Source organism: Thermogemmatispora aurantia (assembly GCF_008974285.1).
GTDB lineage: Bacteria > Chloroflexota > Ktedonobacteria > Ktedonobacterales > Ktedonobacteraceae > Thermogemmatispora > Thermogemmatispora aurantia.
In genome coordinates this window covers 108,924-123,457 of the sequence record NZ_BKZV01000002.1, presented here as the reverse complement: position 1 = coordinate 123,457, position 14,534 = coordinate 108,924, and the positions used below count along the sequence as shown (strand labels likewise).

Here is a 14,534-nt window from a genome sequence, read left to right as displayed (position 1 = left end):
ATGCGGACCGTGCTGTGCCGATCGGCATGGAGCCTCTGGTAAAAATCAGGCGGAAGGGCCTGCGCTATTTGCGTTATGGATAGGTATTGATCAATGTAAGGCCCCGAAGAGGCGGATCATGGCGAAGGTAGAAGCGCCGGTGGTTGCATCCTGGTGGACCTGTAGCATCACCAGGGCCTTATCGCTTGGGTTCCCTAGCGAATCGAAACTGATGCGCCCGCTGGCGCCATCGAAGGCTGGCAGGGGACCGTTCCCAAGGGCATCGAGCATGGCGCGCACATTGGCGCCATTGAGCGAACCCTTGACATAGGAGGCCGCACGAGCAATCACACGCACCGCGTCGTAGGTCATGATCGCGTTCTGATCGGGGGGCGGTGCGTTATTGGCGCTCTCCTTCTGGTTCTGGAAGATTCCGGCCCAGTCAGTAAAGAGCGTCGGCTGCTCCAGGGAGGGCACATTATTCCACTCGCTTGGATCGGCATAGGCCAGTACATAAATCCGCTGCATATCTTCAGGGAAAGAGCGTGCCAGCAAGGCGTCCTCGCTGTCCCCTTCGCCCAGGAGCAAGCGAGTAGCGACCGCCGGACCGGCCAGGACCTTCAAGTTGGCCAGCGCCGTATTAGCGGGCTGTGCGCGTGACAGGAGACCGATCTCATGGGCCAGGCGTACCGCATCGACGTCGGTGCCGGCCAGGAAGATCACGTTGGCCTGGTGGGCCAGCGCATCGGCGATAGCCGTGCTATAGCCCTCCACCGGCGTCGTCTGAGTGACGAAGGTGTCACGCGCGCTATCGACCACATGACCATTCAGCACCTGGACCCGAGCCTCGAAAGCATTGGCCAGCGCCGTACTGGCTGCATCTGTTGGCGAGCGCATCACCAGGATGGCGTTGGCGTGCAACTGCTGCAGCGCAAACTCGGCGAGGGCGTCGCCCTGGACGTTGTAGGGAGGACTGATGCGGAAGAAATACGGATTGCCCACCAGATTCACATCGGGCGCCAATTGGGACACCAGCGGCAGATGGGCCGAAGCGATCAGATCGCGCACGGCCTGAGTCTGGCTGCTGGAGGGCCAGCCGACCACCCCGATGATATGATCCAGGTTATCCGCCTGCGTCACGCGATTGACAATATCGTGTGCCACTTCGGTCACACTGGCCTTATCGGGAGGCGAGCCAGCGATCAGGATACGCAGCTGATAATTATGAGGCAACCAGGCGAACTCATTGATCTCGTATTGAGCCACATAGATGCCCTGGAGCATAGAGCGTGTGGCCGCCAGGGATTGTGGATCGTTGGGGTTGAAGCTCAGGCCCACCACGATGGTCACGAACGGCTGGCCATTCTGCTCGATCAGCAGATTCTGGCTGTAGATCAGCGCCTCCGCGTCGGTGGGATCGAGGGCGATGGCGGAGCTGAGGGCGCTGGCCGCAGTGTCCAGATCACCCGTCTGCAGGGCGCGAGCGGCGGCCTGTTTTTGTTCGACGTCCTTGCGCCCGGCGTAGGAGTCCAGCACAAAGCGTCCGTCGCTGACAGCAATGCCGCGTGTCTGCCAGCTCTGCTGTTCATGGTTCAGCTCCTGCTGCCAGGCGGCCGCTGCCTGGCGAGCCTGCTGAGCTGTGGCGGTCTGCTGAGCCAGGGAGGTAGCGGTCGCTGCGGGATTGGGGGCCCCTGTTGACTGCGGAGCACGCTGGGCGGCCACGATAATGCCTCCCACCAGTAAGGCAAAGACCAGGAGCATGACCGCGGCGAAGGTTAAGGTAGAGCGGCGTGTACTAGAGCGACGTCGGGGCCGAGCTCGGCCTGGCGGTAGCGCCTCTGTCGAAGGCGAGAGTAGCGCCTCCTCGCCTCCTCGTCGTGGCGAAGCGGCTGCAATGGCTGCCAGTTCCTGCAGCATCTGGGCCGGGCGCAGATAGCGCTGAGCAGCGGCCACGCGCAGGCCACGCGCCAGAGCAGCCTCCATGCGAGCCGACACCCGGGGGTTCAGCCGGCGGATTGGCGGATAGAAAAAGGCCATGTGCTGGCGCGGATCGTAGGTCGTCAGAGCATAGTAGAGCGTGGCCGCAACCCCATAGAGATCGGTGCGGGTATCGGTCACACCGTGGAACTGCTCGGGGGCGAAAAAGCCGGCGATAGCTTTGCCCTGCATCTCTGGGGGGAGGCGGGGAGGAAAGAGTGGCATCAGAATCAAAGAGACCTGACGGCCATCCGGGCTGATGATCACCGTCTCCGGGCTGATAGCTCCGTGGACCAAAGGTGGTTCCTGCGAGGCCAGAACCTGGACCAACTCGCAAAGCTGTCGCCCGTACTCAGCAACCAGACGTTCGGGCAATGGCTCCTCCTGCTGCTCGACGAGCTGGGTCAGGCTCTGCCCCTCGGGATGCTGAAGCACAATGTAGTAGCAGCCGCGCTCGCTGAACATGTCAATCAGGTGAGGGAAGCCGCGGTGCTGGCCCAGCTCAGCCAGACGCTGCGCGGTCATGCGTAACTCTTGCTCCAGCCGGGCAGCCTTCTCGGCGGTGGGGATCACCTCGCGAATCAACACCAGCCGGCTCACCGACTGCGCATCCCTGGCCAGCCATGCCTTCCCTTGATCATACTGGCTACGCGGGAGGGGCAGCTCCTCGACAATACGATAGCGTCCCTCGCGTAGAACATCGCCGCGTAGCACCGGGCGCGTGGCAACCAGACTGAGCGGCCTCGACACCGTGGTGACCAGCTCACGGCTTTCCTGACCTGACGATAGCGGGCGGCTCCCTCTGTCGGGCAGGCGGCCATAACCACAGCGTGGACACCCCCCATTCAGCGGTTCCCCTTCAAAGTGGCATTGAGGACAGCGCATAGGTCTTCCTTCCAACTAAGGTCTGTTGACAGACGCACAGTTGTTCCTTCGTGTGCGCTTGGGAATGGACTGCATTGCATACACAAGACAAACGGGCGGAGCTGGCACCCTGTCCTTCGCTCGCTTCTCTCTGGCTTGCCTATGCCTGAACAGACACCTCTTTTCTCTCATGCCGCAGGTAGACGGAGAAGTCACAAGCGAGGCCACCCTCTTCGGGGGCTGCGCTTGTGCCCTGCTGGCTCACTCGACTGCCAGGTAGGCAGAACGAGGCTAAACGCCCTGGTGGTCCTGCCCCCCTTTGGGCGGGACTGGCCGCTTGTCTTATGTACGCCTGGTCTGGCTACGCTTCTGCTCTTGTCTGTCTTGCTCTGTCTCCAGAGAATATCGTGCTCAGGCTTATCCTGTCAAAATGGTAAACCCAAGGCCCTACCTTCTTCATGGGATAGGAGAAAATGGCCATCGCATTGCTGGTTGAAACAAGGGAGCGGTTTATGGTACCATTCTCTCTGGCAGAGAAAGGACTCTCCCCTTCTTGTGCCTGTCCGGGATTGTGTCATGGCATTCCCGGCGGGGACCACGTCAGAGCAAGCGTGGAAGGATGCCGCCAGGCATGCCGCTCGCTCGGCTCGGCCCAGGCCATCGATCGAGCACGACACGCGAGGGAACCAGGGGTGCCATTTCTGGCGTGGTTATAGTGGATATAGAGGTTGTTCCTCCAGGGGTTGTTGAGTTTAGTCTAAGGAGCTGTCATGAGTGAGCTGATTCTCTCTGCTATGCTCCCCCGGCGGCAGGGACCTGTCGTAGAGCTAAGCGCCGAAGAGCGCGCGACCTTGATCACCATCCTTGATCTCCTCATTCCAGCAGATGGTGACTTTCCCCCGCCCTCCAGTCTCCATTTGATTGACGAGTTCCTGCGTTACCTCCGTGCTGAGGCATTCCGTTACCCATCGCTCTCCCTGAGTCTGCCCCGTTTGCGCGCTGTGTTGCGCGACCTCAATCTCGCCGCCGACGGCAACTTCTGCGAAGCCAGCCCCGAGCTTCAGCAAACGATTCTCTGGCAGCTGGAGCAACGTGATCCGGCCTTTTTCCAGGCTCTGTGGACCCTGGCCAATCACAGCTACTATGCCCGTCTCGCCATGCGAGGCCGTGCCAGTGCCCCGGCCCCTCTCTCGGCCCCTGCCTCGGCGCCGGCGCCAGCGGCAGAGCGCTGAGCAAGAGATCCCAGGGCCATCTATCGGGCTTCTCATCTCTTGTTTACCAGCCTGACTGATTGACTGATTGACTAACTGACTGGCCCTGCTACTCGCCGTTGCCCTTCTCCTCAAGAGCAGGCGTGGTGGGTGCGAGCGAGCCTGGAGATGAGCGTAGATAGTGTGGCCGGTAGAGGAAGGAATGTCTGGAACGTCGGTGGCGGGCCCGGCAGAGGACGTCTCTTCTCATGGCCTGGTTCCTCCCTGCGCTGGCGCAAGGACCAGCGGGACAGCTTCGGCACGGGCCACGCCCCTCCATCGCTGCCTGATTCCCACAAGGGATCAACTGCTATCCCAAGGGGCCTTCCGTCATGCCCCATCGATCGCCTCAGATCTCTGTAGCCTCTTTCCCTGACCTTCGAACGAAGGACTCCAACGTGCCGGGCTCTACCGTTGGATGATTTCCGCGGGCCTCCCGCTTTTCTCGGGCAGCGCTGCATCTCTGCCGAGGCCGCCGAGGCCGGGTCAGGCGTCGCTCATGGAGTGCTGTGCCGCAGGCGTTCCAGCTCAGCGGCGTCGGGGACGGCGGCGCTTCCTGTTAAGGCCGTCGTGGCCAGACTGCCGCAGATGGTGCCGCAGCGCAGGGCTTCGGGCAGCGAGTAGCCGTGGAGCAGAGCATAGATAAAGCCGGCATCAAAGGCATCTCCTGCCCCGGTCGGATCAATCACCTCGCTTACTGGCCAGGCCGGGCAGTGCCATAGCTGCTCTCCCTGGCAAGCGAGCGCACCCTCGGCCCCTAACTTGATCACTACCAGCGGGGCCAGTTGAGCCAACTGGCGGGCGGCGGTCTCGGGATCGCGCGCCCCAGTCAAAGCCTCCGCCTCCAGACGATTGGGGAGAAAGACCGTGCACCGTCGAAGCACCTCGGGCACCCGCTGGTCGCCTAGTAGCCTGGGATGCCAGCCGGTGTCAAGAAAAACCTCGATCCGCTGCTCGGCAAACAGCTCCAGGGCAGGCCCCAGGGCTGGATGCAGATGGAGAAAGACGGCTCGCCAGCGATAGCGTTGAAGCAGAGCGCGCAGCTCGGGGAGCGAGAGCGGGGGCAGCAGCTCCGTCGCCGGTGCTGGAGCCTCCTCTCGACTGGCAGACCCGGCTGAGGCGGCGCTTGGGGAAAGAGGAGCAGCTGCCGGGCTGGAAGGGGAAGGGCGCTCAACGTAGGAAACGAAACCACGCTCGTCGTCGTGGACCAGAGCCACGCTCAAGGCAGCAATGCGCTGCTCGCGCTGCCGCACCAGATCGCTGCAGATGCCGGCTCGCCTGATCTCTTCGAGCAGATAGCGACTCAAACAATCGTTTCCCAGCTCGCCGAGCAGGGCTACTCGCAGACCAAGACGGCTCAGCGCTGCTGCCGTGTTAAAGACCGCTCCGGCACCGATCGCGAAGCGTGTCGCGTAGACCTCCTTGCCGGGCGCCGGCCAGTGAGGAAGGCCGCTGAAGATGAGATCTACGCAGGGATTACCGATTACCAGTACATCAAAGTCCTTGCATTCCACTGCCAGATACACCTGTTCCATACCCGTCGTATGCTCGTGATCCACCCGCTACCTGCCCGCCACTGGCTCTCTGGCTGACAGCTCAGACCAGGCGAACACAGGCAGATGGCCTGAGCTGTAGAAGCCGGATCAGGCTATCGAGCTACTGCATGAGAGCTGCAAGCGCCGAAAAGATCAGGCTGCTGACCGTATGCTAGGGCAGGGGCCTGGTGCTGTCAAGAGGAGATCTGCTAGCGCTATGGGGGGAGAGGGCTGGCGCTCTATCTACACGAGTTGGGAAGCGCGAGAGGAAGGCACCGCAGCCTGAACCAGCCCGGCGAACCTTCCCGCAGCGCGTGAAGCAACAGCGCCTGGCAGGTCAGGCACTGATCCCCAGTAGGGGCAAAGCAGACGCTGAGAGCACGGGAGGAGAAACCATGCCCGAGCTATGCCTGTGCCTGGCCTCTCCTTCCTTTCTAAGCTTGTCTTGAATCCGCCAGGCAAAGCTTGCTTGCTGATTGCTCATTTTACCGCCGATAGAGCGTCTCAGGGCGGTGGGTGGGGTGGCTCCTCTTCCGTTTCCTGTTCCTGTCCCTTCGTCAGGTTGCCCGGCATGCGTCCATGCTTGACCACGAAACCGTGGGGGTAGGGACGGAGATCGATCAGGTTCACCTTTTGGCCGTGGCGTGTCAGCAGCTGTCGGCACTGCTCTTCTGCCTCAGCGCGCGAAGAAGCGTAGATGGGTTCCAAATGGTGATACTGGCTATCGCCAAGCGTGTATTCCACTATCCAGAGGATCTTCTGTGGCGTTGACTGGTCAGTCATAGCAGCGTGCCACCCTTTCGGCAGAAGTTGTGCAGATTGACCACCCCAAGGTCCCGCACCTGGGCGAACGGCAGGCCGCGGTTCTTCCTGGCTGCCTCTAATATGACGAATGCCGCTCGGAAGGATCAAACGATACCGTCGATTTTTTACTAAACTACTAAAAAACAGGGACGGATCTCCAAAGTTGCAGATGCTGCACAACTTCTGCGGCCAGGCTGCGCGGATGTTGGAGTCCGGAGGCAATCAAAGCGGCGCCCAGAGCGGCCTCGAAGCCGTGGGGTTCCTGGGGAGCATAGGGGAAATAGTAGAGCTGATAGACCTCACCAAGGCGGGTAGCCAGCGTCTCGCTGCGCCGGCCACTGATCACCACCTCATCCAGGTGATGGATGGCCAGCAAACCGGCCAGGTCGCGCAGCAGTCCCTCCCAATAGGCCTGTTCGAAGAGGCCCTCGGTCGGCGCTGCGGCCAGAGGCAGCAAAGGCAAGGTGAGATCCTGCGGTTTCCCATGGACACCGTTAGTCAGGTAGCCATCCTCAACCACCAATACCTGCCAGGAAGCGCTGCGGGCCTCCAGCACCAGGAAGCGCATCTCCGGCCAGCTGGCCTCACGCTGACGCAGGCGATAAAGCAGCGTGACCACGCGACAAACCGCTGCTGGGCTGCTGGGCAGGCGCTCCAGCAGCAGACGATAAGCGGGTACCGTGGGCAGGTGTGCCAGGCTGGGTAGCACATAGCTATGGAGATTCAGGCTGCGCAGCGTCTCCAAGAAGCTCGCCAATACCAGCGGAGGACTCTCCTGTGTTTGCGGCAGAGTCTCGCTCACGGCGCTGGCCGCTGGCGTGCTTGGGGGAAAGACTGGCTCATCGTAGCCTGCCGTCAAAGCGTCGATCTGCTCAGACACCAGGCGATCGAGCCGCTCAAGGGGCAGGCCATTGCCCGCTGCCAGCGTAATCACCGGTTCGGGGAAGAGGGCACAGAGGCGAGTCAGGCTAGCCAGCAGCTCGGCGGGAGACGCGAAACAGTGGTATTCCGGTGGCTGGGCCTCATCCAACAAACAGAGCTTCCAGCTTCTGCGACCGTAGTCGATGCCAATGCTCAGGCTCATAGTTAGTCTCTACTCCCACGTCCCACTCCGCCAAAGAGCGGTGCACGGACAGGCGTACTCCGTATTCGTCCTCGCTTGCCCCTCTTCTCCGCCATCCATAGCTCAGTTTGGTCTTTGCCTGAAATTATAGCATGCCGCGACGCCCTCGTGCATCCTCTTCGGGCCGTTTGTCTCTGGAGCCGGCGGCAAGAGTGGGGAACAGTGGGTTGAAGCCAACAGAGAAAGGAGGCAAGCGTCAACACGTGCAGGGAACGGTTCCCGAGAGGGACAGAAGTTTTCACCCGCGCTCTTCAGCCCCTTGACAGATATTCTTAGTGATGGGACAATAAGAGCATAAGATACTAGCAGACGAGTACCATGAACGTGAAGCCGGCAGCTTGCCGGCTTCAGGGCCTGGCTTGTGCGACTGGCCCCTGGCCACCATCGTCTCGCCTTCAGACGCTTGCGTGCCGGCACAGGTGGCAGGCCGGCGAAGCTAGAGCCTGTGCCCCCAGTGGCAGGATACTGAGGTCAGGGTCTGCGGTAGGTGGACGGAAGCCGCTCTGTGCCGAGGCCCAGCCAGCGCTCGTACCCGTGCGCCTGTCCGTCGCCTGGTTCCACGAAGGCTGGTTGCCGCGAAACTGCCTTTTTCCTCTGCTTGCTCGCCTTCCCTGCCTGCAGCCCCTGCCTGCGAGGAAGCAGAGCGGTCACTCTCTCAGCGTGACAACGGACGACCAGGTTCTGTCAGTCAGTCTGGAAATAATGCGAGGTCGTGTGCATGCCATCGCAGGAACAGCCTGCCTCTAGCCAGAACAGTGAACACCAGCGCTTGCTAAGCGCTTTACGTGAGAGCGAGATTCTCCGCGAGCTGGCTGGCCTGCTGGCCTCCTCTTTAGATCTGGACCGCGTGCTGCAGGTGCTGGTGCAGCGGACAACCGAGGTTTGCCAGGTTGGGCGCTGCGCCGTCTGGCTTCATGACGAGGAGCGCCAGCTGCTGCGCCCCGTTGTCTACCACCTGGCGCGCGAGCTTGTTGATGCCAAACGTCAGCGCATCGCTGATCAGCTCTGGTATCGCAGTACTATTCCCACAACAAACCCGCTGATGAGCCGCCTGCTCAGCGGACGTGCGATGCTGTACGTCTACGATCTGCGCGATGAGCGCTCGCTGCGGGCTTTGGCCGAGCTCTTCCTCGTCCGTTCAATCCTCTTGGTCGCCCTCGTCCGTGAAGATCGACCGGTGGGCGTGATGTCGCTGGACAACCCGGGGGAGCATGGGAGCTTCTCGGCGGAGCAACAGCAGCTGGCGCGAGCCATCGGCCAACAGGCGGCGGTGGCGATCGATAACGCGCGTCTCTACCAGCGGGCTGAGAGCGAACGTCGGCGGGCTGAGCAGCTGATTGAGCGATCTCAGGCTATCTATCAGGTAGCGATGGCCGTCAACTCCGACGAAGATCTGCCGACGATCCTGGAGATTGCCACCCAGCAGCTGCGACAGGTCTTAGGGGCTGACACAGGCAAGATTCTTCTCCTGGAGGAGGGGCGGCTCTACCTGCCCTGCACCACCGAAGAGATGGATGAGGGGCAAGCGGAAGGGCAGGGGCAGTCTCAAAAGGAGGCCTCCACAGGGGGACGTGAGGGGAGCATCGTTGAGCAGCCGCTCAAAGCCCTAACGCCGTCGCGGGGGCGTATAGCGGCCTCTCTGGACGAGCTACCTTTCTGCCGCCAGGCGGCCACGAGCGGCGTGCCGCTCTTTGTCTCGCTTGATCGCCTGGGCATCAGTGAGCTGCATTGGTTTCAGACGCAGAATCTAGGGCATACGCTGATTACGCCGCTGATGGTGGGGGTACGCTCGCCCTTGCCCACGGATGAACAGAGCCAATCGGGTCAGCGCTGTGTGGGCCTGGCTTTTGTCAGCTTCAGTGATCCCCACTTTCGGCCCTCCAAGGACCACTATACCTTTGCCCTGGACATCGCTGCCCAGTGTGCTCTGGCAGTCCAAAAGACCCAGTTGCTGGAGCAGGCGCGCCGCGCCGCCTCGCTGGCAACCGAGCGAGCTAATACGCTCAATGCCGTCTTCCATGCTATGACCGAGGGCATCTCTGTGCTCGACATGCAGGGGCGGCTCTTGATGGCCAATGCCACCGCGCGCGAGTTCGTTGGGGGGCGTCTGGAAGGGACGGTCACCCTGGAGGAGCTGCTGCGTCGTCAGCCGGTCTACACGCTGCAGGGGCAGCCGCTGCACAGCGAAGATTTTCCCCTGGCCCGCGCCCTGCGCGGCGAGCAGGTGCGAGGTGAACGTTTCATCACGCGCCGCGCCGATGGGAGGGAACGCATCCTGGAAATCAATGTCGCGCCTCTCCTGGCCCCGACCGGCCAGCAGCTTGGCGTCGTCAGTGCCTTCCGCGACATCACTTCCCAGATGCGGATCGAGCAGCATATTCATCAAGCCCTGGAGACCATGCTGCGCATGGCGGAAGCGCTCTCCGGGCTGACCGAGGTGACGGCCATTCTGCGCAGCGTGCTCAGCATGGCGCTGCAGGCTCTGGATTGCCAGCGTGGGCTGGTGGCGCTCTATGACCCAGAGCAAGGCCGACCTGGTGAGCGTCTCCACCTGGAGCGGGAGCTGTACGATAATGATCTGCTGGCCAACCTGCCAGCAGCGAGTGAGCGTCGGAGCCTTGGCCAGGTCGAGGCTCAACAGCTTGACTGGTTGCTCACAGCTCTGCTGGACTACGAAGATTATTTTCTCCAGTTGAGTGCGGGCCATGCGTTCATTCTCACGCCCAGCCAGTTTCTGCACCTGCGCCGCCTTAGCCGTGGCCACAGCCATAGCCGGGGTGGCCAGTTGCCGGCTCTGCCCCCAAACGCCAGCCGCTGGTTAACCTTAGTGGCGCCTATCACCCACGGCGGGCGCTTGCTCGGCGTTATGCTTCTGATGCGTCCCTCGGCCCTCCCGTTTGGAGAAAGCGAGGGCGGCGATGAAGAGAGCGAACCGCAGTACGAGTTTACAATCTGGGAGATGGCGGTTATCGAGGGCGTAGCGCAGCTGGCCGGCCTGGCCATCGAGCAGGCTCGCTGGCAGCAGGAAGCTATCGCGGCCCGCGCCAGCGAGGCCGCGATGCGCGAGGCCAATGCCCTCAAAGATGAGTTCCTGGCCATTACTGCCCATGAGTTCCGCTCGCCGCTCACCGTCATCCTGACCAACGCCCAGTATGCCAGACGCACCCTCAACCGCGGCAGCGGCCCACGCCAGCGCGAGCGCCTGCTCGAACAATTGGGGATGATCGAAGAGCAGACGCGTCTGTTGACCAATATCGTCAACACCTTTCTGGAGGCCACCCAGATCAACCGTGGGCAGCTCGTCATTGACCGCGAGCGGGTAGACCTGGAGGAGCTGGCGCAGCAGGTGGTAGCCCAGCATCGCACGGCCACGGCCCTCCATGATCTGGCCTGTCGTGTTGATGAAAACGGACGCCCCTATCTGGTCAGTGGCGATCGCGAGCGCCTGCTCCAGGTGCTTGTCAACCTCATTCAAAATGCGATAAAATACAGCCCGCAGGGTGGGCCGGTGCTCCTCTCGCTCTGCCGCTGTCCGCAAACGGACGGCAATCTGATCCAGGTAGAGGTAGAGGATCGCGGCATTGGTATCCCGCCAGAGGCCAAGGAACATCTCTTTGAGCGCTTCTATCGTGCCCCCAACACCGGTACCGGCCAGGCGCGAGGCCTGGGCCTGGGTCTCTACTTTGTCGCCGAGATCCTGCGCATGCACGGTGGCTCGATCCGCGTAGAGAGCAGTGGCGTACCTGGCGAGGGGAGTCGCTTTATCCTGACGCTCCCAGCCCTGCAAAGCTAAAGCCTGGAGCAGGAGTGAGCAAGTGCCAGAGGCAAAAGAAGAGCAGGCGGAGCCTGCTGAGCTGCGAGGCTGGTTGCTGGAGCTGGCGCGTGCGACCATGCTGCGTGAGGGAGGCAGCGATGTGGCGCACGATATGGATCATATTCTGCGGGTGATGAACCTGGCCGAGACGATTCAGCGGCGTGAGGGTGGCGAGCTGTCCGTGATTTGGGCGGCGGTGGCTCTGCACGATATCGGCCAGGAACGGGAGCGTCGGCAGGGCGGCGACCACGCGCTGATTGGGGCCCAGATGGCCGCCGAGCTGCTGCGCGGTACAAGCTTTCCCCAGGAGGCGATCCCGGCAGTGCAGGAGGCTATCGCCGATCATCGCCTGATTGCGGGCCGGCGACCGCGCTCTCTGGAGGGCCAGGTGCTCTACGATGCCGATAAACTGGATGCGCTGGGCGCCATTGGGATCGGACGCTTATATATGATCACTGGTCGGCGCGGACAACGAGTCTATGCCCCCCTACCAGAGGACCTGGTATTGCCTCTTCCCCCGCTGCGTGTGCGCGAGCTACGCGATTGCCCGGATTATTCCCCCTCAATAGAATTTCACCTTCTCTTTACAGATCTGCCTGAAAAGCTCTGCACGGTCACAGGACGCCAATTGGCCCGGCAGCGTTACGCCTTCATGTGCGAATTCTTCCGGCGCCTGGAGGCGGAGGCGCGCGGCGAGTGCTAACCAGAGCAGGCCGGGCCGGTCAGAACGGAAGTGGCTTCGCTGGCGTGGAGCGGGGAGCCGTGTGCGGGCGCTAACCATTGCCTGGCTGCGAGCGCTCGACGTCGCTACTGAGCGGTGCACTTTCGAGCACGACATAGTGAAAAGGCGTCTCGCGCTGGGTGGGAGCGCTCAGATGGACCGTGAACCCCCGTCCTGGCTGGAGCGACACGTATTGCACCACCACGGGCCCTGGGTCCCCTGTCAAGGTCACCAACACGACACTGGCCTCGCTGACCGCCGGGCAGTTCACAGCTACTTCGCCCTGTCCGCGTGTAAAGCAGCTTTTCCCAATCTGCCAGCGGAAAGAGGGAAGGGGAGGAGTGCTTGCCACTGCAGGAGCTGGCTGCTCTTGTCGGCCTGGGCGCGCTACGGGAGCGGATGGCGACAGAATGCGCTCCGGTGGCGGTGGTGGAGCAGATGGACCCGGGCGCAGCGCTGCGCCGGCAGGAGGATAGCCGCTACCTGGAGTGGGAAGCGGACGTGTGGTCTGGGGAGGCGCTGTCAGGCCCGGACCAGCCGGTGCAGAGGGAGAGCTAGCGAGCTTGGGGGCTGCCTCCAGGCGCACACGCGTTGTCCGTCCAGCCAGACGTTGAGAGGTGGGGCGCGTCATCTCGCGCGGCTGAGGCTGAGGCAAGGCCGCCGGCGCTCTTGCACCAGTGACTGCCCTGGCCCCGCTCTCATGAGCGCTACCGATCGGTGGAAGAGCTAGATTGGGAGAAGAGGCCTTAGGCGGCTCCTCTGTGGGGGTCTGGGGCGCGGCTCCAGGGACCGAGGGGGTGGTAGCACTGGCGTTTGCGCTGGTCGAAGACGCTCCTGCCTCGCTTCCAGCTGGCAAGGCTGGCAACACAGCCGTGACCGGAGCCGGCGAGCGCTGACCCGGCTGCCGCACCTTGCCCAAAGCGGCAAGAGACGCGGTGACGCGCCGCGCGAAAGCAGCCAGTACACGATTCGCTACCAGCTTCTCCTCTTCTTCCTTGTCGGACTCGTGGGCTGCGCTGTCCTGAGTGGCCGGAGCAGCCGCGGGCCGGAGCGACTCCCGCTCTGTCGTAGCGCCGCCCGCCGCTGATGGAATCGCCAACTCGCGCGACTGCAGGCTCAGGCGCGGCGGAATCTGCCCGGCTGGCCGAGCATCAGCTTGGCGGGCGCGGACCAGCTCTTCTTCCCCAGATTCCTCTTCCTCCAGGGGTTCATTGCTCGTACGCTCGGCGAGCACATCCTCGACGGAGGCCGACAACCGCTTGCGGCCTCGCTCGGCTCGCCTACGCCAGTGAAGCTGCTCTTGTTGCTGCTGTTGCTCGATGTTGATGTCTTCTTCTCTCCGAACCATGATGCTTCCCTTCCAGACGAACACGTACACATTGCGGCGCTGGAGAGATCTGGCCTCTCTACATACGCTGATACTCGATAGCACGTTTTCAGGCAGTATAACACAAAGAGAGACGGTGGGAAGGGGAAGATAGCACATTTAGGCCAGAGGGCTGGGGGGACTCAGTGCATAGGAATATAAGGTATCCTCAATCTTGCGGGCTTGAAAGTGCTCTGGCGAGTGGCTAGAATAAAGCCCGACGTTGCCCAGTAGTCAGGAGCTGCTTCTCAAGCAGACTGGCTGACTGAGGAACGCCGTACATACCAGTTATTTCGCTGATGCAAAAGGATGGATCTGGATGAAGTTCAACGGTACGTATAAGTTTCATGCACCTAGCCAACGTGTCTTTGAAGCTATTTTGAATCCGGCGGTGCTGAAGCAGTGTATTCCTGGTTGCGAGGCTGTCGAATACGCGGACGAGAACCATCTGAAGGTGACGCTGTCGCTGCCAGTCCCGGGGCTGAAGGGGACGTACACGGCCCTGCTTAACATTGTCCAGCGTCAGGTGCCCAATCTGCTCGTACTGCAGCTGCAGCGTCAGGGGCGTGGTGGCTCCATCGATGCCACTGCCCAGATCACCTTGGCCGATGAGCCGGATGGCGCCCTGCTCTCCTACGATGCCAATGCTGAGATGAGTGGCCCGATCGCCGTTGCGAACAATCCTGTGGGGCAGGGTGTGGCCAAGAACTCTCTCAGCACCTTCTTCAAGAACCTGGAAAAGGTGCTGGCTGCCTAGGAGGCTCTGGCCGCTTCGCCGCTGTCCCAGGTTGTCTTCCAGCCAGAGAATACCCTAAAGCGTACGTCGTTTCTCTCCTTACTTCTACTTTTTACCAGGCAGGCACCTGAGAGACCCAGAATTTTTGGCGTCGGAGGTCTCAGTTGCCCGCCTGGTTTCTTTTCTTCTACTGATCCTGCTCAGGTAGTTATTTTGAGAGGCAGCTGTGAGCGAGCGTGAGGTCTGTGAAGAAGAGGCGCGGCTTCTATGCTGCGCGGGGCCAGCCAGGGCCTGGCCAGTGAGCGGCTTCTTCCTCACTGGCGGCCAGGGCCCCCGAGTGGTACTATATTATTACAGCAGCGGAA

The 14,534-nt window shown here is 61.9% G+C and carries 9 protein-coding genes; 4 read left to right on the top strand and 5 right to left on the bottom strand.

Features of this window, described 5'->3' with window-relative positions; all coding sequences use genetic code 11:
* Nucleotides 1-90: 90 nt before the first annotated feature.
* Entirely contained in the window at nt 91-2,841 is a 2,751-nt protein-coding gene (locus KTAU_RS07345) for a hypothetical protein (protein WP_151727772.1), read from the bottom strand.
* Between the two features lie 749 nt (nt 2,842-3,590).
* On the opposite strand from KTAU_RS07345, the gene KTAU_RS07340 reads away from it, so the two are divergent.
* Entirely contained in the window at nt 3,591-4,052 is a 462-nt protein-coding gene (locus KTAU_RS07340) for a hypothetical protein (RefSeq protein ID WP_151727771.1), read from the top strand.
* Nucleotides 4,053-4,567: 515 nt separating this feature from the next.
* Here the strand turns inward: KTAU_RS07340 and KTAU_RS07335 are convergent.
* The 3 genes from KTAU_RS07335 to KTAU_RS07325 all read right to left on the bottom strand — a co-directional run bounded on the left by KTAU_RS07335 (nt 4,568) and on the right by KTAU_RS07325 (nt 7,493).
* Nucleotides 4,568-5,605 carry a carbohydrate kinase family protein gene (locus KTAU_RS07335; protein ID WP_151727770.1) on the bottom strand — a complete coding sequence of 346 codons (1,038 nt, stop codon included), beginning with the start codon at nt 5,603-5,605 and terminating at the stop codon, nt 4,568-4,570.
* Nucleotides 5,606-6,109: 504 nt separating this feature from the next.
* Entirely contained in the window at nt 6,110-6,388 is a 279-nt protein-coding gene (locus tag KTAU_RS07330; protein WP_151727769.1) for a hypothetical protein, read from the bottom strand.
* A 157-nt stretch (nt 6,389-6,545) separates the two neighbouring features.
* The gene (locus KTAU_RS07325) at nt 6,546-7,493 is read right to left on the bottom strand and encodes a DUF1464 family protein (RefSeq protein ID WP_151727768.1); all 948 of its coding nucleotides are present in this window, start codon (nt 7,491-7,493) and stop codon (nt 6,546-6,548) included.
* A gap of 757 nt (nt 7,494-8,250) precedes the next feature.
* Here KTAU_RS07325 and KTAU_RS07320 point away from each other — a divergent pair.
* Both KTAU_RS07320 and KTAU_RS07315 read left to right on the top strand, forming a co-directional pair.
* A complete protein-coding gene (locus KTAU_RS07320; RefSeq protein ID WP_151727767.1) occupies nt 8,251-11,325 on the top strand; it encodes an ATP-binding protein in 3,075 nt (1,024 codons plus the stop codon).
* 22 nt (nt 11,326-11,347) lie between these two features.
* Complete coding sequence (locus tag KTAU_RS07315) at nt 11,348-12,049, top strand: HD domain-containing protein (protein ID WP_151727766.1); 702 nt, start codon at nt 11,348-11,350, stop codon at nt 12,047-12,049.
* Nucleotides 12,050-12,119: 70 nt separating this feature from the next.
* On the opposite strand, the gene KTAU_RS07310 is transcribed toward KTAU_RS07315, so the two are convergent.
* Nucleotides 12,120-13,415 (bottom strand): hypothetical protein, encoded by a 1,296-nt coding sequence (locus KTAU_RS07310; protein WP_151727765.1) that lies wholly within the window; start codon nt 13,413-13,415, stop codon nt 12,120-12,122.
* Nucleotides 13,416-13,752: 337 nt separating this feature from the next.
* Between KTAU_RS07310 and KTAU_RS07305 the strand changes: the two genes are divergently transcribed.
* Entirely contained in the window at nt 13,753-14,190 is a 438-nt protein-coding gene (locus KTAU_RS07305; RefSeq protein ID WP_151727764.1) for an SRPBCC family protein, read from the top strand.
* The last annotated feature ends 344 nt before the right edge of the window (nt 14,191-14,534 follow it).